The organism is Nonlabens marinus S1-08 (genome assembly GCF_000831385.1).
Lineage (GTDB): Bacteria > Bacteroidota > Bacteroidia > Flavobacteriales > Flavobacteriaceae > Nonlabens > Nonlabens marinus.
In genome coordinates this window covers 1,397,501-1,418,459 of the sequence record NZ_AP014548.1, presented here as the reverse complement: position 1 = coordinate 1,418,459, position 20,959 = coordinate 1,397,501, and the positions used below count along the sequence as shown (strand labels likewise).

Below are 20,959 nucleotides of genomic sequence, written 5' to 3'. Positions count from 1 at the left end.
ATGATAGATCAAAACAGACTACATACTATACTAGCAAATCCAGGTCAGCTGAATGCAGATGATCTGGAATTGATAGGTGATGTCATCAAAAAATACCCCTATTTCCAAGCGGCACGCAGCGTGTATCTCAAAGGCTTATACAATATCCAGAGCCCACAATACAATAAAGAATTGCAAATTACTGCTGCGCATACCGCAGACAGATCCGTTTTATTTGATTTTATCACTTCCGAGGTTTTTATTCAGAACAGGATCAGTGAGCAAATCAAGCAACAGCAAGAGCAATTAGAAAATATTGAAGTAGATGCAGAAGAAGTAGTCGTAAGAACCACAGACCTCAACGCTGATAAAAACTTCGATCAAGTCACCGATCAGGATCTATTTGAAAAGAAAAAGGAATCCCAGCCAAAAGTGCTGGATTTTACACAAAATGAAAAACACAGCTTTCAAGAATGGCTTAAGCTCACAACAATCAATCCGATTGATCGAAGCACTGAAGATCAAAAAGAACATACAGCTTCAGGAGATGTTCCAGAAGATGAAGAACGCCAGGAGAAAATGCGACGTATCGACGAGTTCCTTGCGTCAAAGCCTAAGATCACACCTCGAAAAACAGGACCTATCGATACTCCAGCCATAGAGCCTATTGATAGCGGCAGTCATCTAATGACAGAGACTTTAGCTAAGGTTTATCTGGCTCAGAAAAACTATGATAAGGCGATTAAATCCTATCAAGTTTTAAAATTGCAACATCCAGAAAAAAGTGGTTTCTTTGCAGACCGAATTCGGGAAATTGAGAATTTACAAAGTAATAGCTAAATGACTACATTTTATATATTTATCGGGCTTATCATTTTTGTTGCCTTTCTACTAGTAGTAGTAATTATGGTGCAAAACCCTAAAGGTGGCGGTTTGTCCTCTAGTTTTGGTGGCGGTGGAACACAGCAATTGGGTGGTGTTAAGAAAACAGGAGATTTTCTTGACAAAAGTACTTGGGTACTTTCTACCTTATTATTAGTACTTATTCTAGGTGCAAGTTCATTCTTGATAAGAGAAAACAGAAGCGGCGCAATTCAAGTAGCAGATCCCGTTGAAGTAGAAACACCTGTAGCTCCAGAAGTTGACAATAATGTCATTCCAGACAGCGAGTAAGACAAACAATACAAATAACTGACAAAATATCCAGCCCAACCGGCTGGATATTTTATTTTATGATGTTTTGTCAGCTATTGTAATGTGGCATATTTATAGACAGTACCACCACATATTAATCAACAAAACATTTTTTAAAAATGGCATTAAATATTCAACCATTATCAGATAGAGTTCTTATTGAACCTACTGCTGCAGAGCAAAAAACGGCTTCTGGACTTTATATTCCAGATACCGCTAAAGAAAAACCTCAACAAGGTACCGTAGTTGCGGTAGGAAAAGGAAAAAAAGACCACGACATGACTGTAAAGGTGGGTGACACTGTTCTTTATGGTAAATATAGCGGTACAGAGCTTAAGGTAGAAGGCAACGATTACCTTATGATGAGAGAAGACGATATTCTTGCAATAGTATAGAGAGGAAGTTCGCTTTCGCGAAAGCGTAATAAAAGAAGTTCATGCCGTGCAACGACACGGTACGTAAGCGGAACAACCACTCATTTTATTACTACTAACATTTTTCATTAATTACAAATCAACATCCGCATTCCTAAGGAATCGGATTTTATAAAAAGCATTATGGCAAAAGAAATAAAATTTGACATTGAAGCGAGAGACGGCATTAAACGTGGCGTTGACGCACTAGCAAACGCAGTAAAAGTAACTTTAGGACCTAAAGGTCGTAACGTTATTATCGGTAAATCATTTGGCGCACCAGTGGTGACTAAAGATGGTGTAAGCGTTGCAAAAGAAATTGAACTGACTGACGAGCTAGAGAACATGGGCGCGCAGATGGTTAAAGAAGTAGCAAGTAAAACCAACGACCTTGCTGGTGATGGTACTACAACGGCTACCGTTCTTGCCCAGGCAATCGTAAAAGAAGGTTTGAAAAACGTTGCTGCGGGTGCTAACCCAATGGATCTTAAAAGAGGAATCGACCAGGCGGTTGAGGCTATCGTTAAGGACCTAGAGAAACAAGCTAAAAAAGTAGGTGACTCAAGTGAGATGATCAAGCAAGTAGCAAGCATCTCTGCAAACAATGACGACATGATAGGCGACTTGATCGCTAAGGCATTCGGTAAAGTGGGCAAAGAAGGAGTTATCACTGTAGAAGAAGCTAAAGGAACAGAAACATATGTGGATGTTGTAGAAGGAATGCAGTTTGACCGCGGTTACCTTTCTCCATACTTCGTGACTAACAGCGAGAAAATGACAACTGAGTTAGAGAACCCTTACATCTTGTTGTTCGACAAGAAGATCTCTACCATGAAAGACTTGATGCCTGTATTAGAGCCAGTTGCTCAAACAGGTAAGCCACTATTAATCATTGCTGAAGATGTAGATGGAGAAGCTCTTGCTACTCTTGTAGTGAATAAATTACGTGGTGCACTTAAAATTGCTGCAGTAAAAGCTCCAGGATTTGGTGACCGTAGAAAAGCAATGTTGGAAGACATCGCTATTCTTACAGGTGGTACTGTAATCTCTGAAGAAAGAGGTTTTACTCTTGAGAATGCGACTATCGACATGTTAGGTACTGCTGAGAAAGTAGACATCAACAAAGATAATACAACGATCGTTAACGGTGCTGGTTCTAACAAGGACATAAAGGATCGCGTAGGTCAGATCAAATCTCAAATTGAGAACACTACATCTGACTACGATAAAGAAAAGCTTCAGGAACGCTTGGCTAAATTAGCTGGTGGTGTTGCTGTACTATATGTAGGTGCTGCAAGTGAAGTTGAGATGAAAGAGAAGAAAGACCGTGTAGATGATGCACTTCATGCGACTCGTGCAGCCGTAGAAGAAGGTATTGTTGCTGGTGGTGGTGTAGCTCTAGTGCGAGCGAAGTCTGTTCTAGAGAAACTGAAAGCTGCTAATTTCGATCAAGAGACTGGAATTTCCATTGTAGCAAGAGCGATTGAAAGCCCTTTGCGCACCATTGTTGAAAATGCTGGTGGTGAAGGAAGCGTGGTAGTTTCTAAGATTTTAGAATCTAAAGGAAATCAAGGTTATGATGCGAAAAACGATAAGTACGTCGACATGTTGAAAGAAGGTATCATAGATCCTAAGAAAGTGACACGTGTGGCATTAGAGAATGCAGCATCAGTCGCTGGAATGATCCTTACTACGGAGTGTGCTTTAATTGAAATCAAAGAAGATAGCGCAGGCGGCGGTATGCCAGGAGGTATGCCAGGCGGCATGGGCGGGATGATGTAAATTACTTGTTGAACTCATAATGAACAAAAATGCCATCTCGATTGAGATGGCATTTTTTATTAAAGGAGTTTTAAATATACTACTCCTTGATAAATCGCTTTACCAATACTTCATTTTCTATGTGCAGTTGAAGAAAATATACTCCGGATTGAAGTTCGCTTACATTGATCTTACGATCCACCAGAATCCCATTAGCAACTCGCTGTCCTAATGTATTTAATATTGAATAACTACTTACTGGATATGAAGAAGTAATTGAGATATCATCTTTTGCTGGATTAGGAAAGAGCTTAACCAGACTCTTATCCAACTCTGTCGTATTGTCTGATTCATTCACTAAAGTCATCTTACCATTTGATAAGCAGAATAAAGTACTCTCAGACGCACCAAAGGAACCTCCAGAAGCCAGAATAGTATTGTTTGTAGTATCTGTCAAGGTGTAAGAACCATTCCCGTATGCACAGCAAATGCCATCTCCGTAGGCGTCTTTAAATATTAAGGTATAACAACCATCGCTAAGCGTTTTAGAAATATTAATGGTGGATCCAGGTGTAAAACTTCCGTAATTATTTCCTGAAGTGGCCAGTTGATTGTTGGAATTTCTAATTTCCCAACTAGTCTCCTCTGGATAATTGTCAAAAGTGATTCGCATATTGATGGCATAAGTAGAAGGCTTCGCTGTAGATACATTTAAGATTTTTAAATCATCTATAGCCATATCTCCTTGCCAGGTAGTCCCTGTTAAACCATTGAAGCGCAATTGAACTATTTGTCCTTTGTACGCATCTAGATCAACGATGGTAGAGTTCCATTGATTCCCCTGATTACCGCTGCGCGACCAGACGCTAGTCCAGGAAATCCCATTCAAACTAGCTTCCACAGACAAACTACCCATTGCAGTCGATCCATACATATGATATTTAAAACTAAAAGTACTAGCTCCAGAACTAGGTATGTCAACACAAGGGCCATATAAAATAGCTCTTTTAGAACTGTAATTTGGAGCAGAGGATTCCATATACAAATAGTTTGAACCTTGAGAAGCGCTTGCAGGGCCGGTATTGCTCGATGGAGTGCTTCCAGAAACACGATCCCAATTGAAGTCATCACCACTAGAGGCTTGCACCCAGTTTCCAAATCCACTCTCAAAACTTTCTGCGTATGGTAAATTATTTATAGTTGTAGCACATAATGTATTACCTCCAGTACCTGAACCAGAATTAAAACGATCTTCTGCTTGTGGACCATTCCATATGCTTGTTGCAAATGCTGGATTATCTATAAAGGGATTTCTGTTTCCTTGAATTCCTTCAATTAATTCATTCCTATTTACTTCAAAGTCACTTACAGGATCTTCAACGTTCCATTGCAAGAACAAGTCAATCATTCCCGTATCTGTAGATACCGGGTTCCCAACTCCAACACTAGAACCTAAGCAGCGAGTTCCATAACGCACGTACATAAACATCATCATCCTTGCTACATCACCTTTAAATTCATCTCCAGGATACCAATATCCTTGAGCGGTAATTCCTGAATTACCAGATCCTGAAGCAAACTTTCTATTACTTCTGCTCGCATTTCTTGTAACATCTGCAGGAAATAGATGGTGTATATCTGATCCTGGGCCTGTTGTTCCTAAGTTGGGATTTCCCAGTGATTTTGGAAAAACATGTTCCCGATTCCAATCCGTAGTAGCACCACCGTTCAAATTTTTGTTTCTAGTTCGATCGTTGGTCAAATCTTGATCTGTGTCATCATATCCATAGACAAGAATTACATTATTAGTGTTCGTAGGGTCTAGGTCTATTTGTTTCATAGCATCCCAAACGCCAGGGGTATAACTTAAGGTGACATTTTGAGTGATTGTTACTTTGTTGCTGAGTTCTGCTTTTAAGGCCTGTCCAGAGAGACTTGTGTTTACATCATTGTAATAGGCTGGTACTTGAGCAAAAACTATAGCTGTTGTAAAGAACAATAGGGTAAGTAGTTTTAGTTTCATGTTAAGGGGTAAAGGATTAAGTGGGAAAACTACTGCTTCTTATCGCGCAACCATGTAAATTTTAGGTTATCAAAAATTTAGTTTTAAACTACTTGTTAGGATTTGACTCGTTATTTATCGCTTTCGCGAAAGCGAAATCCCGCATAAATTTAACTTTCCTTAACAACTCATTAAGATATTATTGCGCCTTGGACGATATCTTTAAAGCAATCTAAAAAAATCAGTTAATGAAATCATTAAAATCCCTGATGCTCCTGATCCTAACAGCTACCATGATTGCTGCTTGTGGACCTAAAAAAGGAGCTTCAAAGGCCGGTGCAGGTGCCGACTCTAGCGAGAAATCTGCAAAAAAGGATGGCATGAAGCCATATGCCAAAGTCATTACGAAAGACGCCAAGAGCGATCCAGGACTTTTCACAATCCATAAGGTAGAAGACAAATACTTCTATGAAATACCAGATAGTCTTTTTAACAGAGAGATGTTGATGGTTACTCGTATCGCAAAAACTGCTACCGGAATAGGTTTCGGTGGTGGTAAGGCAAATACACAAACTTTAAGGTGGCAGCGTAAGAACGATAATGTTCTATTGAGAGTTGTTTCCCATTCCATCGTTGCAGCAGATTCACTTCCCGTAAGTATCGCAGTAGAGAATTCAAATTTTGAACCTATCCTCTACTCCTTTCCAATTGCAGCTGTAAAAAAGGATAGTGTAAACAACAATGCAGTAATCGACGTGACTAAGTTCTTTTCAGAAGATGTGAAGTCTATCGGTTTCCCGCAAAGCCAACGCAGTCGTTATAAAATATCTAGACTCGATGACGATAGATCTTATATCGATACACTAAAATCTTTTCCTGAAAATATTGAAAGCAGACACATAAAAACGTATCTAGCTAGTGATGCTCCTTCAAATGAGGATGTTCAATCTATATCTGTAGAAATGAGCAACTCCATGATCTTGCTTCCTAAAGAGCCTATGAAGCGTCGTTATTACGATCAACGTGTGGGATGGTTTGCTCGCGGACAACAAGATTACGGTCTTGATGCTCAAGAAACTAAAACAGTTCGCTACTTAGATCGCTGGAGATTAGAAGTTAAGGATGAAGACATGGCTGCCTTTAAAAGAGGAGAGCTTGTAGAACCTAAAAAACAGATCGTTTACTACATCGATCCAGCAACACCTCAACAATGGAGAAAATACATTAAACAAGGTATTAATGATTGGCAAGTAGCTTTTGAGGCTGCTGGCTTTAAAAATGCCATTATTGCAAAAGATGCTCCAACTAAAGAAGAAGATCCTGACTGGAGTCCAGAAGACGTTCGTTATTCAACAGTTAGATACCTTGCTTCTCCTATTCCAAATGCTAATGGTCCTCACGTATCTGACCCACGTTCTGGTGAGATTCTTGAATCTGACATCAACTGGTACCACAACGTTATGACGTTGTTGCGCAACTGGTTCTTTGTTCAAACTGCTGCAATCAACCCACAAGCTCAAGCCACGGCTTTTGACGAGGAAGTAATGGGTAGATTAATTCGTTTTGTGAGTTCTCATGAGGTAGGGCATACCTTAGGCCTTCCACATAACATGGGAAGTTCCGTTGCTTACTCTGTCGAGGATCTACGTGATCCAGAGTTCACAGCTAAGTATTCTACAGCTCCAAGTATTATGGATTATGCACGTTTCAACTACGTAGCACAGCCAGAAGATGGTGATGTCGCTTTAATGCCTAACATTGGACCTTATGACAAATATTCTATCATGTGGGGATACAAGCCTATACCAGGGAAAACTGCTGAACAAGAAAAAGAAATTCTTGATGAGTGGATCCTAGAAAAGGCGGGAGATCCTATCTACAGATTCGGCCGTCAACAATTTGGTGTGATTGATTACACTAGCCAGACGGAAGATCTAGGAGATGACAGTATGAGAGCCAGCATGTATGGTATTTTGAATTTGAAACGTATTGTGCCTAAGCTAGGCGAGTGGACTGGAAAGACAGGTGAGAATTATGATGATCTTGAAACCATGTACGGTCAAGTGTTAGGTCAGTTCAATCGCTATATGGGTCACGTGGCAGCAAACGTGGGTGGTGTTAAAGAGACCTACAAAGCATACGGTCAGGATGGCGCTGTTTATGAGCATGCTCCTAGAGACAAGCAAGAACGCGCTATGGCATTCCTACAAGAGCAATTGTTTGAGACCCCAGAGTGGTTAATTGACCAAGACATCTTCAACAAGATTGAAAGTGATGGTGGAATTGAAAGAATTCGTGGCACTCAAGTGAGAGCTTTGAATGACATTTTAGACTTTGGTCGTATGGCTCGCTTGATGGAGAATGAGGAAGTAAACGGTCGTGAGGCTTATGGCCTTCTTGAAATGATGACTGATTTACGTAAAGGAATATTCAGTGAACTTCAACGTGGTCAGGCGATTGATCGCTACCGCAGAAACTTACAACGTGCTTATGTTGAGCGTCTAGAGTTTATCATGAATAATGATCAAGGCGCTAGAGGTAGATTTGGTTCTAGTATAGATGTTGCTCAAAGTGACATCAGACCTATCGTAAGAGCAGAATTAGAAACTCTTTTACGCGATACAAGAAGAGCTTCAAACTCAACAGGAGATCGTTTATCCCGCATACACTTGCGTGATCTTTCAGAACGTATAGACTTGATTTTAAATCCAGTCTAGGATATTTGATTTTATAAATTGCTTTCTAAACTGCCTTTATAACTAAAGGCAGTTTTTTATTTGCACTAGTTTTATATGTAAATTGCAAGCATGAATTTACCTTTCTATTTTGACCCAGGACTAGGCGCGATGATTGCCCAGGCAGCTATAGCGGCCTTTGCTGGTTTCTTGTTATTTTACAAAACCTGTGTGGCATATATCAAGGCATGGTTTGGGATCAAAAGAAAGAAAGATGTAGACTCCTTTGATGAGGCCTATAAAAACGATCAAACAGATCGTTAATGTCCCGACTTTCTTCCTCATATAGAGATCCCTCAGGTTTTATATTTCAAGAACAAGGAATCATAAAACGGCAGATCAATCCTATATTTTTTGAAGAATATGAAGCCGCTCATGAAGCAGGAATTTACCAGGCGCTTTTTGAAAAAGGTTGGCTGATCCCCCATAAAGAGGAACTACGCAATGAAGAAAAAATCGTCCTTGTTCCAGAACAGATTGAATTCATTACATATCCATACGAGTGGTCTTTTACCCAATACAAACATGCAGCACAGCTTACTCTGCGCTTGCAGATGTTTCTGTTAGACAGAGGTTTTTCATTGAAAGATGCCAGTGCATTTAATATCACATTCCATAAAGGCAAAGCGATCTTTATAGATACCTTAAGTATAGAACAGTATAAGAGCAATGAGCCATGGAGAGCCCTGCAGCAGTTTGAACAACATTTTTTCAGCGTGCTATTGCTGTCGCAAAAATATGGAGCCCACCATTTAAAAACATTAGCTACCCAAATCAACGGGAATAACCTCAAAGAAACGGCCAAGTTACTGTCTTGGAAGACTAAGTTTCACCCAGTGATCTACCCTAATATCCACTTGATGGCTCGAGGGGGTTCTGAAACACCAAAAGATATTTCGAAATCTAAGTCGCCTACCTTGAGTAAGGAGTCGCAACTTAAAATTTTGAAAGTATTAGAGTCTCACATTTCCAGCATGAGTCTCTCAGAAACTACAGAGTGGACTGAATATTACGATCAAATTAATTACGATCAACAGTCTTTTGAATTCAAAAAAAAACTAGTTCAATGGTGGAGTCAAGAACTGAACGCTGTAAAGGCAATCGACCTGGGTGGTAATGACGGTACATTTGCTCGTGTTCTCCCTAAAGACTTGAAACAAATTATAGTCAGTGACATCGATCAAGCAGCAATTGATCATTGTTACACCACTGAATTGAAATTAACGCAAACAAGTAGAATCATTCCTATTGTTTGTGATTTGATGCAGCCCTCACCGGCCATTGGTTTTGCAAATGAAGAGCGAGACAGCTTCGTCAAGCGGGTTCAGGATTTTAAACCAGATGTAAGTCTCGCACTTGCTTTGATTCACCACATCACACTCACTGGTAATGTGCCGTTTGAGATGAGCGCAGCCTTTTTTGCCAGCTTAAGCGACTATTTAATTATTGAATTTCCAGATCGGGAAGACAGCTGGGTGCGATATATTCTGGATAGTAAGCGTGATGCCCGTCATTTGTTTGATGACTATGGGGTTTCCGCTTTCGCGAAAGCGTACTCTATTTACTATCACATTGACAAGCAAGAACTCATTCCTGGCACCCACAGAAGCCTATTTCTAATGCGTAGAAAATGAAAGATCGCTTGCTGAATTATTTTAAAAGCGATCGGCATTTATGGTGGACAGTTACTGTAATTCCCGGCGTTTATTCTATTCTTTATCTATACACAAATAATTATACGCTGGTTAATTCCTGGTATCAATTTGTGGGTTTTATCCTCTTATTCATCGCATTGCCGGTGATTGAAATTCTCATACTTGACTTAGTCTTCAAAAAATGGCTGCCCTCACACCGGGAGAAGCTTTACTGGAGTTATTTTTTTATTAATCTATCCATTATTTTATCCTGGAGCATCTATTTAGGCTGGCGATGGAAAGGATTGATTCTGGTGGCGGCTTTGTCCATAATTTCTGCTTTCTTTCTAGGTAAGCATTATAAAAAATTTGTGGTATTAGTGGGCCTCATGGTTATTTTGGCTCTGTATAATTTCAGTTATTTCTATATTGAGCGGGTCGCTGGTTGGAAAGAATGGACGTCTACTCAGGAATTTGAAAGTTTTGTCTTCAACAAAAAACCTAATATTTATCTGATCCAGCCAGATGGATTTATCGGAAAAAAGACAGCTCAAAACTCAATGTACAAATGGGAAAACATATCATTTTATGATCAATTGGAAAGCAAGGGACTAAAAATCAATTATGATTACCGTAGTAATTACCCCACCACGCTTTCCGCAAATACAGCGTTATTCACTGGACAACACCATTACTATGACAATGGCAATATGGAAGGCGAATTGTTTCATGCTCGAAATATTATCATGGGACAAAACGCCACGCTGAACACATTAAAATCAAATGGATATACTTTAAACGCCATACTGGAACACAGTTACCTGTTACTAAACCACCCTAAAACAGCCTATGACCAGCTTAATGTTAAGGAAGAGGATCTTCACATCATGCCCGATTACGAATTATATAAAGACATAGAAAAAGATCTTTATGACATGATAAAACTGGATAAGCCGGAGCCTCAATTCTATTTTGTAGAAATCTTACAACCCGGGCATATCCCTACAAGTTCATCAAATACCGATGCTTTAAAAGAAGGAAGAAAGAATTATTTACAAAGTCTTAATTCAGCCACTCAGATCCTTGATAACTTAATACTCATGATCCAGCAAAAAGATCCACAAGGAATAATTATTATCGCAGCAGATCATGGTGGCTTTGTAGGGTTTGGAAGCACTGCTCAAGCTTATGAAAAACCGGTTCAAGATCTGGAACTCAAACAAAGTTTATTTAACCCACTTTTAGCCATAAAAGCCCCAGATGATTTTCGACCATTTCAAAAAAACATCAAAAGCTCTATCGGAGTATTCCCAAATGTATTCGCATATCTTGCAGGCAAGCCTGTGCCCCAAGATACCTTAGACAATAGCAGTTATATTTTTATCAAAAAAGGAGAATCCCGTGGCATCTACAAATATTTCAATACCCGTGGTGAACCCGTTACCGAGAAAGTTCCACTTAAATAACCTCTTTTTATTCTGCCTATTTCCCACAATTAAAATGATATAATCCTGGGTTTCCTATCAAAAAGATTTGTTGAATGATTTTACAGACACTGATTTTATTGGATTATTTCTATACGCCTTCAAACATTTACCATCGAGCTCATGCAAGTCCCTCTATGAGTCCGTTTTATGTGTTTTCAAATAGTAACAACCTGCTACTAGGATAAACAGAAAGATGGGATGTATCAAGAATCGACGAGTGTAGAACAAGGCCATTTTGGCCAGATCTGAGTTTCCTTGTAACAAGACTACCAGCACGGCCATCAATAGGACAAAGGAAAATAAATACACCCAAAGCCCTGCTTTGAGATAAGCCTTAGACTTATACAAAAACCATAGTATTACCAGAGAGATCGCACTGTTCAATACGTATCGAGCCGTATAGGATGCTAGCAAGCTGCCCCACTCTACCTCAGGGAAAGGCAAGGCTTGAAAGTTATCATGAAAATAATCATGGAGTGGATCGTAAAATAAAGCGGTTTCAAAAAACCGAATTGCCACCAACAGCAATAAGGCAATAATGACCGCAATGGAAGATCTAATTCGCTTTCCCATCATCTACTTTTGGTTTTCTGATCCAGTAAATCCACAACAAAATAACGTACCCATAAATCACTGCAGGAAATGCAATATCATGAGCGATTTCTTTATAGGACGAGAACTCTTGAAAAACATAGCCCAGTCCTATCAGGCGCAATAAATTCACGATGTAGATGGTCACTATTCCGAATAGCAGGTACAGAATTGTTGTTTTCCACGCTTTCGCGAAAGCGATAACAAACGCAGCAAATAGCAACATTACACTAACTGCATTACAGCCTTCAATCACTCGATACACCACCTTTTCATCGATATACAGCACGACAGATGGATTGCTAGGAGCATTGTAGATTTGAGCATCATATCCCAGCCATTGTAATCCAGTTTTAGTTTGATTGCTCACTAAAGCAGTGACTGGATCTGGGTAATTCACTGGACTATACTCTACTTGCAAATAGGCATAATACGCTAGGGAAAGCGCCAAATACAGCACGCCGAAGGTCGCGACAAACTTAAATACTGGATAATAAGGTTTGAGACTGTTCAATCAAAAATATTTATAACAAATGTACCATTTTACGAAATTTTGACTCTTAATTTTGCTGTTCAAAGCACTATCAAATGAACCGAGAGCAATTAAAGCCTGAAATATCAAAAATCATCACTACGGGATCCCTCAAAACCCGTGAGAAAATGCAACACATTTGTAATTTGATTCAAGAAAATTTGCCCACTTATAATTGGGTAGGCTTTTATATGGCGCATGAAACTGAGCCTACATTACACTTGTGGAGTCAGGCGGGTGAGCCTACAGATCATACGGTGATCCCTTTTGGGAAAGGGATTTGTGGTCAGGTAGCGGTATCTAACAAAAACTTTGTGGTAGACGATGTTAAAGCGCAGGACAATTATATTGCCTGTAGCATTCATGTAAAAAGCGAAATTGTTGTGCCATTATTTAAGAATGGAAAAAATATAGGTCAGATTGATATTGATAGCAATACCATTAAAGCATTCAATGAGGAAGATGAACGATTTTTAGAGTGGGTGAATGAGCAAGTTGCGACCATTCTATAATTGCTTCTTTTTATAAGCATCACTTCTTACATACTGCTCCCAGTTCCAGGCAGATTCCAACGCTTCTTTTAAAGTAGACTTTGCTTTCCAGCCAAGAACATTGTTTGCTCTGTCCGTTTGTGCATAAGCGGCGGTAATATCACCCGCTCGTCGATCAACAATTTTATAATTCAAAGGCTTTCCGGATACTTCTTCAAAAGTTCTAACTACTTCCATTACCGTTGAGCCAGTTCCTGTACCGATATTGAAAGTCTCCAAGTTTGTTTCGTTCTTGCCACTCTCTAGTCTTTCTAAAGCCACGACATGTGCTTTTGCGAGATCAACCACGTGTATGTAGTCTCTGATAGCTGTTCCATCTTTAGTAGGATAATCATCGCCATAAACAGATAGTTGTTCCCTCAAGCCTATTCCTGTTTGGGTAATGTAGGGCACTAAATTCTGTGGCGTCCCTAACGGCAACTCACCAATCTTGGCAGATTGATGTGAGCCTATTGGATTGAAATATCTCAATGCGATAGCGTTCAAATTAGGCATTGCATTACACAGGTCTCGAATAATTTCCTCTCCTATTTGCTTCGTGTTTCCATAAGGTGATTCTGCTGGTTTTACGGGAGCATCTTCAGAAACAGGTAACTCATCGGCTTGCCCGTAAACGGTACAAGAAGAGCTAAAGATAAATTTAGTATTCCTCCTCTTTATATTATTGAGTAGATAAACTAAAGCGGTAATATTATTCTCATAATAATCTAATGGCCGTGCCACGCTTTCACCTACTGCTTTAGACGCAGCAAAATGGATCACATTTTCAATATCTTTATTTTTTTTAAAAAAATAAGAAACATCCTCCTTACTCCGTAAATCGAGCTTTTCAAACTCAGGCTCTATTCCAGTAATTGAGGTTATTTGTTTGAGTACTTTCTCTGAGCTATTGGATAAATCATCAATAATAACCACCTCGTGACCACGTTCCTGTAACTCTACTACTACATGAGATCCAATGAACCCCAACCCTCCTGTAACTAATACTTTCATAATTCCCTAATCTTTTTGAAATCGCGTAAATCTAACTATTTAAACAAAAACGGTTGCCTTAAGGCAACCGTTTTACTTTATAATATTTCTTCGAAGGTACTAGTCCGCTAGTAACCCTCTTGAAATAACAATTTTCTGAATCTCACTTGTTCCTTCATAAATCTGGGTAATCTTAGCATCACGCATCAATCGCTCGACGTGATATTCTTTCACATATCCATTCCCACCATGTACTTGAACCGCTTCTACTGCGGTATCCATAGCGACTTGAGATGCAAACAATTTGGCCATCGCACTGCTCATGTCGTAGCTATTCCCATTGTCTTTGTCCCAGGCACTTTTCATTACTAAATGTCTAGCAGCAGTAATATTCGTGTGCATGTCTGCCAGTTTGAACGCGATCGCTTGGTGATTACAGATTTCTGTACCGAAGGCTTTACGCACTTTACTGTAGTCTCTAGCTAGTTCATAAGCCCCACTAGCAATACCTAATGCTTGCGCAGCGATTCCTATACGACCACCAGAAAGTGTTTTCATCGCAAACTTGAAACCGAAACCATCCTCACCTATTCTATTTTCTTTAGGAACTTTCACATCGTTAAAAATCAAGGAGTGTGTGTCACTACCACGTATTCCTAGCTTGTCTTCTTTAACGCCTATTTCAAAACCGTCCCAACCTTTCTCAACAATAAAAGCATTAATCCCTTTGTGTTTCTTCTCTTTATCAGTTTGCGCGATAACTAGGTAGTAATCTGCACTGTTACCATTCGTGATCCAGTTTTTAGTACCGTTCAATACGTAGTGGTCGCCTTTATCAATTGCCGTCGTCTTTTGAGACGTAGCATCACTTCCAGCTTCTGGCTCTGATAAACAGAACGCACCTATGGATTCTCCTGTGGTCAATTTGGTTAGGTATTTTTCTTTTTGCGCTTCGTTACCATAGGTATCCAGTCCCCAACAAACTAAAGAGTTGTTTACTGAAACAATTACTGATGCGCTAGCATCTATCTTGGAAAGTTCCTCCATAACTAATACATAGGAAATGGTATCCATACCACCACCGCCGTACTTAGGATCAGCCATCATACCTAGAAAGCCTAGTTCTCCCATTTTTTTAACTTGCTCCTTTGGGAAACGTTGATGCGTATCGCGCTCAATCACTCCTGGTAACAACTCAGTTTTTGCAAAATCCCTTGCGGCATCTCTAATCATGATATGCTCTTCCGTAAGGCTAAAATCCATCTGTATATTTGTTTTTTATTCTGTCGGCAAATTTACGGTTAAATGACAGCAATTTCAATATCATTGATAAATGAACTATCAGTACTATAACGTTATCGGTATAATGTCAGGAACATCACTTGATGGGGTTGATCTTGTGCATGTAGAATTGAGCAAGGCAGATCATTGGGATTATAAAATTGTTGCACAAGAATGCGTACCCTATCCCGAGAATTGGAAAAAACGTTTAGGCGACGCTCTACAATACAAGCCAGATGCACTCTCACAGCTCAATATTGAGTACACAGCTCTACTTGCTCATGTGACCAAAAAATTTATTCTTGATCATGAAATTCAACATCTGGTTGCCGTATGTTCTCACGGTCATACCATATGGCATCAACCAGATCAAGGTCTGACCTTACAAATAGGAAATTTACCAGAGTTTGCGCAATTGACCAATCAGCGGGTCGTTTGCGATTTCAGGGTTCAGGATGTGGAGTTGGGTGGACAAGGCGCGCCACTGGTTCCCATCGGTGACCAACTGTTATTTTCAGGTTATGAATACTGCCTGAATCTGGGCGGTTTTGCAAATGTTAGCTCTGATCAAAATGGGCTTCGGACGGCGTACGACATTTGTGCAGTGAACGTAGTTTTGAATCACTATGCCTCTGAATTAGGGGCTGATTTTGATGCAGGTGGCGCTTTCGCGAAAGCGGGCTCTCCACAACCACAGCAATTAAAGAAGTTGGATGAACTCGCATTCTATTCCCTGCAAGCTCCTAAATCATTAGGTATCGAGTGGGTAAAAGAATATATTTTTCCTATCCTAGAAGAAATCCCAGACACTAAGAATGCGCTGGCAACCTATACGGAACACGTCGCAAAACAAATTGCGTCAAATCTTGCTGCAGGCTCAAAAGTACTAGTAACAGGAGGCGGTGCTTATAACGATTTTCTATTAGAGAGAATCCAGCACTACAAAAGCTTACAAATAGTAGTCCCAGAAGCAACACTTCTAGAATATAAAGAGGCGTTGATTTTTGCCTTGCTAGGAGTATTACGACTGCGCAATGAAAATAATTGCTTGAGTAGCGTCACTGGAGCATCTAGAGACCACTGCAGCGGCAAAATTTACACCCCATAACAATTGCTAAAAACGCCTATAAACGCCGCTGACTTTTTTATATTTGTCGCTTAAGCCCAACATTTGATGAAGGAACTCTTAAAACGCTATGAAAATGCCGATCCAGAAATCGTATTTCACTGGAATGATCCAGAGACTGATGCTGAAGGATGGACCGTCATTAACAGCCTGAGAGGTGGTGCTGCTGGAGGTGGAACTCGCATGCGGGTAGGTCTAGACCAGAATGAAGTGCTTTCTCTTGCCAAAACCATGGAAATCAAATTCACGGTCTCTGGTCCTGCTATTGGCGGTGCTAAGTCTGGTATAAATTTCGACCCTCAAGACCCTCGCAAAAAAGGAGTCTTAGAACGCTGGTATAAAGCTGTTTCTCCGCTCTTAAAAAGTTACTACGGCACTGGTGGTGATTTGAATGTAGACGAGATTCATGAAGTCATTCCAATTACAGAAGAAAGCGGTGTCTGGCACCCACAGGAAGGTGTTTTTACAGGTCACTTTTCTCCTACAATTGCAGATAAGATCAATCGCATAGGACAATTGCGACAGGGCGTCATCAAAGTCATTGAAAACCCTATTTATTCACCAGACGTCTCCAGAAAATATACGGTGGCAGACATGATCACCGGTTACGGTGTTGCTGAAGCTGCCCGTCATTTTTACGAGATTTACGGCGGTTCTATTAAGGATAAAAGAGCTGTCATTCAAGGGTTTGGAAATGTAGGTAGCGCGGCAGCTTTCTATTTATCCCAGGCAGGTGCTAAAATCGTAGGAATTATTGATAGCGCAGGTGGTTTGATCAATGAGGATGGTTTTACGTTTGAGGAAATCAAAGATTTGTTCTTGAACAAAGATGGCAATCAATTAAAAGCCGATAACCTTATTCCATTTGCAGAAGCTAATGAGGCCATTTACTCTCTTAAAACTGAAGTTTTTGCTCCTTGCGCCGCTTCTAGATTAATTAGCAAGCAGCAAATTGATCAAATGATAAATTCAGGTTTAGAGGTTATTTCTTGTGGAGCGAATGTACCTTTTGCGGATAAGGAAATCTTCTTCGGACCTATTATGGAATACACAGATGAAAAGGTAAGCCTGATTCCTGATTTTATTTCCAATTGCGGAATGGCCCGTGTTTTCGCCTACTTTATGGAGCGTAAAGTGCAAATGACAGACGAGGCTATTTTCAACGATACCAGCATGACAATACGTAATGCGATCCAAAATACTTTTAACAATAACAGCTCAAAAACTCAAATAAGCAGCACTGCTTTTGAGATTGCACTTAAACAACTTACTTAATGTTCAAAAATTTCTTAGGCAACAGCCCAGTCTGGTTCAAAGCAACCATGATATCATTTTTGGTATTCAATACAATTTTCTACTTCATCCTTAGTGGGACCACGATGGGATGGATCTTTATAGCAGAATTTATTTTCTGTCTAGCGATGGCATTGAAGTGTTATCCACTACAATCTGGTGGTCTTCTTGCTTTACAAGTGCTTTTTCTGGGATTAACGCATCCCATGTATAAAATAGATCATGATACTCATGAAGCGGTACTTGATGCGGCTGGAAATCATGTTTTGGGCGGTGTATATGCAGAGGTTGCCCAAAACCTAGAAGTGATTTTACTGTTGGTTTTCATGGTAGCTGGTATCTATTTCATGAAGCCGCTACTCATGTACATATTTGTAAAGGTCTTTACCAAGATCAAGAGTAAAGTCGTTTTATCCTTATTCTTTGTAGGCTTAAGTGCTGTACTTTCTGCATTTCTGGACGCGTTGACGGTAACTGCTGTTTTGATCAGCGTTGGACTAGGTTTTTACAATGTGTATCACAAAATCCACTCCAGTGACCTGGATCTGGATGGTGACAATACACTGGACAGGAAACAGCTGAGCGGTGAGACGTTAGAAGAGTTCAGATCCTTCCTGCGCAGTCTTGTAATGCATGGTGTCGTTGGTACCGCATTAGGTGGTGTATGTACCATCGTTGGTGAGCCCCAAAACTTGTTGATAGGAACTAAAATGAACTGGGATTTTATAGAGTTCTTTACAGTAATGGCTCCTATCACGATTCCTGTCTTGATCGCTGGTCTATTGACCACCGTTTTATTGGAAACAACTAAGATTTTCGGGTTTGGGCAAAAAATGCCTCCAGTCGTAAGAGATATCATCGAAGGATGGATGCAAAAGCGTGATGCAGAGCGCACTAAAAAAGAGAAATACGGACTTATCGTTCAGGGAATATCTGCTATTCTGCTCATAACGGCACTAGCTTTACATATTGCTCCAGTTGGATTTATAGGACTTGCCTTGATCGTCGTTCAAACAGCATTCATGGGAATCACAGATGAGCACAGCTTAGGAAAGGCATTTGAAGAAGCACTACCATTTACAGGTCTTTTGGTCGTATTCTTTGTGATCGTGGCGATGATTCACGATCAACACCTTTTTGCCCCAATCATTGAATGGGCGCTAAGTAAAGATCCAGCCAGTCAGCCTGCTATTTTCTATCTAGCCAATGGTGTGCTGAGTATGATATCAGACAACGTTTTTGTGGCGACAGTTTATATTAATGAAGTTTCGGCAGCGTACGACGCAGGTAAGATTACTAAGGAAACCTATGAACATCTTGCAGTAGCCATCAACACAGGAACTAATTTACCTAGTGTTGCAACACCTAACGGCCAGGCAGCATTCTTGTTCTTGTTGACTTCAGCTCTGGCGCCAGTAATCAACTTGTCCTACTTAAAAATGGCAAAAATGGCTTTACCATACACCATCGTCCTAACCATCGTTGGTTTGATAATGGTATTGTACACCCTATAAGCGGTATGAAGTTCGCTTTCGCGAAAGCGAAATCAGCTCCATCATATTGCAATAATCGCATACTTTAAAGTCGACTGTCGCGTTATCCATTTCAAACCAAAGCAAAAACGAGCATTTTAATGATTCAAGAATTAACTCCAGAAATAAACTCTCAACAGCCGATCGTTGAAGAGAAAACTCTATCCCTGTACGATCTAATCGCAAGTGGAGGGGTTGCAGGTACGATTATCATTGTCATTTTGCTAGTCTTACTAGCCATAGCGCTGTACATCTATTTTGAGCGATTATTTAAAATCAAAGCCAGTTCAAAAATTGACAGCAATTTTATGTTGCAGATTAAAGATCACGTGACCAACGGTCGTATTGATAGTGCTAAAATGCTTTGTGCTAAAGAAGGTTCTCCAGTAGCAAGATTAACGGAGAAAGGAATCAGCCGCATAGGATCGCCTTTGGAAGATATCAATTCTGCTATTGAAAACGCTGGAAAATTAGAAGTCTATAAACTAGAGAAAAATGTAAGCGTGCTAGCAACGATTGCTGGTGCGGCGCCTATGATAGGTTTCTTAGGTACTGTTATCGGGATGGTACTTGCCTTCCACACATTAGCCACCAGTGGCGGCCAAGCGGAAATGGGGACACTTGCAGAAGGTATCTATACTGCAATGACCACCACAGTAGCAGGACTTATTGTAGGTATAATAGCTTATATAGGGTACAATCACCTAGTTGTTAAAACCGATAAAGTAGTGCACCAAATGGAGGCCAATGCAGTAGATTTTCTTGACCTTCTAAACGAACCTGCTTAATATGAACTTACGAGGTAGAAATAAAGTAAGCCCAGAATTCTCGATGTCGTCTATGACAGATATCGTTTTTCTATTATTGGTGTTTTTCTTATTGACATCACCTTCAATCACACCAGAGGCTTTAGATTTAATCTTACCTAAGGCAAGTGGAAAATCATCCAATGTTCAAAATGCATCCGTTAGCATTACAAAGGAGGGCATTTTTTACGTAAACGCTAAAGAAGTTGAAATTGAGAATATGGAACAAGAGCTGATTTCTTTAATGGAACAGCAGGAAGATCCTACTATTATATTGCGAGCAGATGGGGAAACCGCAATGAACAGTGCGGTAAAAGTGATGGACATTGCAAATCGCAATAAGTTCAAAATGATATTAGCCGTGAAACCAGAATAACATGGGATTTCTAGACACAAAAGAGAAACGCAAGTCCTTCGCCATTTCCGCAGGAATCATGGCTACACTACTATTGTTTTTCGTTTTTGTGACGGTATTTACAGTACTAGACCCACCTGAAGAAAGTGGAATCGCTGTTAATTTTGGAAATACAGACGTGGGTTCCGGACCTATAGAACCAGCGAGACCTACAAAAGTAACTCCTGAATCCTCCCCACAAGAATCAAATCAAGAAGCCAGTACCGCTGAAAACATCATCACCCGAGATGATATGACAGATGCTCCAGTGATACAGTCACAACCGACCCCAAAGGAAAACCAGCCTACCAAAAAACCAGCGGACAAACCAGTAAAAAAACCAGATCCTAAACCAGACACCTCTGTACTCGATGCATTGAATAATGCAACAGGCAGCAAGCCTGCTGATGGCGATAACAATAGCGGTGAAGGTCCAGGCGATGGTCCCGGTAATAAAGGAGACATCAATGGAGACCCATATGCGAACACCTATTATGGTGATCCAGGAAACGGACAAGGCGGTAAAGGTTACGGATTGAGCGGTAGAGGAAAAATAGGTGGTCGAGGCATTGAACCTGATTGTACTGAAACAGGAACCGTTATCGTAGAGATTCAAGTAAATCGTAATGGTAATGTAGTAAATGCTATCCCTGGAAAAAAAGGGACTACTAATAGA

20 protein-coding genes (1 of these 20 only partly in view) are annotated in these 20,959 nt (G+C 40.2%); 15 read left to right on the top strand and 5 right to left on the bottom strand.

Translation table 11 applies throughout. The features are described 5' to 3' along the window. The 4 genes from NMS_RS06570 to groL all read left to right on the top strand — a co-directional run bounded on the left by NMS_RS06570 (window position 1) and on the right by groL (window position 3,368). Entirely contained in the window at window positions 1–819 is an 819-nt protein-coding gene (locus NMS_RS06570) for a hypothetical protein (RefSeq protein ID WP_041495992.1), read from the top strand. Continuing rightward, on the top strand, window positions 820–1,152 hold the full coding sequence (secG, locus tag NMS_RS06565) for a preprotein translocase subunit SecG (protein ID WP_041495991.1): 333 nt from the start codon (window positions 820–822) through the stop codon (window positions 1,150–1,152). Window positions 1,153–1,292: 140 nt separating this feature from the next. After that, on the top strand, window positions 1,293–1,568 hold the full coding sequence (locus NMS_RS06560) for a co-chaperone GroES (RefSeq protein ID WP_041495990.1): 276 nt from the start codon (window positions 1,293–1,295) through the stop codon (window positions 1,566–1,568). A gap of 162 nt (window positions 1,569–1,730) precedes the next feature. After that, the gene (gene groL, locus NMS_RS06555) at window positions 1,731–3,368 is read left to right on the top strand and encodes a chaperonin GroEL (protein ID WP_041495989.1); all 1,638 of its coding nucleotides are present in this window, start codon (window positions 1,731–1,733) and stop codon (window positions 3,366–3,368) included. 79 nt (window positions 3,369–3,447) lie between these two features. Here groL and NMS_RS13445 read toward each other — a convergent pair whose 3' ends face one another. Next, window positions 3,448–5,370: an endonuclease gene (locus tag NMS_RS13445; protein ID WP_052476784.1), complete on the bottom strand. Its 1,923-nt coding sequence runs from the start codon at window positions 5,368–5,370 to the stop codon at window positions 3,448–3,450. Between the two features lie 272 nt (window positions 5,371–5,642). On the opposite strand from NMS_RS13445, the gene NMS_RS06540 reads away from it, so the two are divergent. From NMS_RS06540 to NMS_RS06525, 4 genes are all read left to right on the top strand, one after another. After that, complete coding sequence (locus tag NMS_RS06540) at window positions 5,643–8,066, top strand: zinc-dependent metalloprotease (RefSeq protein WP_231862407.1); 2,424 nt, start codon at window positions 5,643–5,645, stop codon at window positions 8,064–8,066. Between the two features lie 90 nt (window positions 8,067–8,156). After that, entirely contained in the window at window positions 8,157–8,348 is a 192-nt protein-coding gene (locus NMS_RS06535; RefSeq protein ID WP_041495988.1) for a hypothetical protein, read from the top strand. Then, the gene (locus NMS_RS06530; protein ID WP_041495987.1) at window positions 8,348–9,718 is read left to right on the top strand and encodes a hypothetical protein; all 1,371 of its coding nucleotides are present in this window, start codon (window positions 8,348–8,350) and stop codon (window positions 9,716–9,718) included. Before NMS_RS06535 ends, NMS_RS06530 begins: the two co-directional genes overlap by 1 nt. Then, a complete protein-coding gene (locus tag NMS_RS06525) occupies window positions 9,715–11,184 on the top strand; it encodes an alkaline phosphatase family protein (protein ID WP_041495986.1) in 1,470 nt (489 codons plus the stop codon). The genes NMS_RS06530 and NMS_RS06525 overlap by 4 nt, the downstream gene beginning before the upstream one ends. A gap of 153 nt (window positions 11,185–11,337) precedes the next feature. Here NMS_RS06525 and NMS_RS06520 read toward each other — a convergent pair whose 3' ends face one another. Both NMS_RS06520 and xrtF read right to left on the bottom strand, forming a co-directional pair. Next, on the bottom strand, window positions 11,338–11,781 hold the full coding sequence (locus tag NMS_RS06520) for an exosortase F system-associated membrane protein (RefSeq protein ID WP_041495985.1): 444 nt from the start codon (window positions 11,779–11,781) through the stop codon (window positions 11,338–11,340). After that, complete coding sequence (gene xrtF, locus NMS_RS06515) at window positions 11,762–12,310, bottom strand: exosortase family protein XrtF (RefSeq protein ID WP_041495984.1); 549 nt, start codon at window positions 12,308–12,310, stop codon at window positions 11,762–11,764. The genes NMS_RS06520 and xrtF overlap by 20 nt, the downstream gene beginning before the upstream one ends. Before the next feature lie 74 nt (window positions 12,311–12,384). Between xrtF and NMS_RS06510 the strand changes: the two genes are divergently transcribed. Further along, window positions 12,385–12,840, top strand: coding sequence for a GAF domain-containing protein (locus NMS_RS06510; RefSeq protein ID WP_041495982.1), 456 nt, complete (start codon window positions 12,385–12,387; stop codon window positions 12,838–12,840). Here NMS_RS06510 and galE read toward each other — a convergent pair. Together galE and NMS_RS06500 are read right to left on the bottom strand one after the other, a co-directional pair. Further along, window positions 12,835–13,872, bottom strand: a complete 1,038-nt coding sequence (galE, locus tag NMS_RS06505; protein WP_041495981.1) for a UDP-glucose 4-epimerase GalE — start codon at window positions 13,870–13,872, stop codon at window positions 12,835–12,837. The two genes, NMS_RS06510 and galE, sit on opposite strands and share 6 nt — an antisense overlap. A 99-nt stretch (window positions 13,873–13,971) precedes the next feature. Further along, window positions 13,972–15,114, bottom strand: coding sequence for an acyl-CoA dehydrogenase (locus tag NMS_RS06500; protein ID WP_041495980.1), 1,143 nt, complete (start codon window positions 15,112–15,114; stop codon window positions 13,972–13,974). Window positions 15,115–15,184: 70 nt separating this feature from the next. On the opposite strand from NMS_RS06500, the gene NMS_RS06495 reads away from it, so the two are divergent. The 6 genes from NMS_RS06495 to NMS_RS06470 all read left to right on the top strand — a co-directional run. Continuing rightward, a complete protein-coding gene (locus tag NMS_RS06495) occupies window positions 15,185–16,240 on the top strand; it encodes an anhydro-N-acetylmuramic acid kinase (protein WP_041495979.1) in 1,056 nt (351 codons plus the stop codon). A gap of 66 nt (window positions 16,241–16,306) precedes the next feature. Further along, window positions 16,307–17,533: a Glu/Leu/Phe/Val dehydrogenase dimerization domain-containing protein gene (locus NMS_RS06490; protein ID WP_041495978.1), complete on the top strand. Its 1,227-nt coding sequence runs from the start codon at window positions 16,307–16,309 to the stop codon at window positions 17,531–17,533. Beyond that, the gene (nhaB, locus tag NMS_RS06485) at window positions 17,533–19,065 is read left to right on the top strand and encodes a sodium/proton antiporter NhaB (RefSeq protein ID WP_041495977.1); all 1,533 of its coding nucleotides are present in this window, start codon (window positions 17,533–17,535) and stop codon (window positions 19,063–19,065) included. The genes NMS_RS06490 and nhaB overlap by 1 nt, the downstream gene beginning before the upstream one ends. A gap of 119 nt (window positions 19,066–19,184) precedes the next feature. After that, window positions 19,185–19,871 (top strand): MotA/TolQ/ExbB proton channel family protein, encoded by a 687-nt coding sequence (locus NMS_RS06480; protein WP_052476781.1) that lies wholly within the window; start codon window positions 19,185–19,187, stop codon window positions 19,869–19,871. Window position 19,872: 1 nt separating this feature from the next. Further along, complete coding sequence (locus tag NMS_RS06475; RefSeq protein WP_041495976.1) at window positions 19,873–20,265, top strand: ExbD/TolR family protein; 393 nt, start codon at window positions 19,873–19,875, stop codon at window positions 20,263–20,265. A 1-nt stretch (window position 20,266) separates the two neighbouring features. Further along, window positions 20,267–20,959 carry the 5' portion of an energy transducer TonB gene (locus NMS_RS06470; RefSeq protein WP_041495975.1) on the top strand. Its footprint extends 120 nt past the window's final position, so only the first 693 of its 813 coding nucleotides appear in the window; its start codon is at window positions 20,267–20,269; its stop codon lies off the right edge, out of view.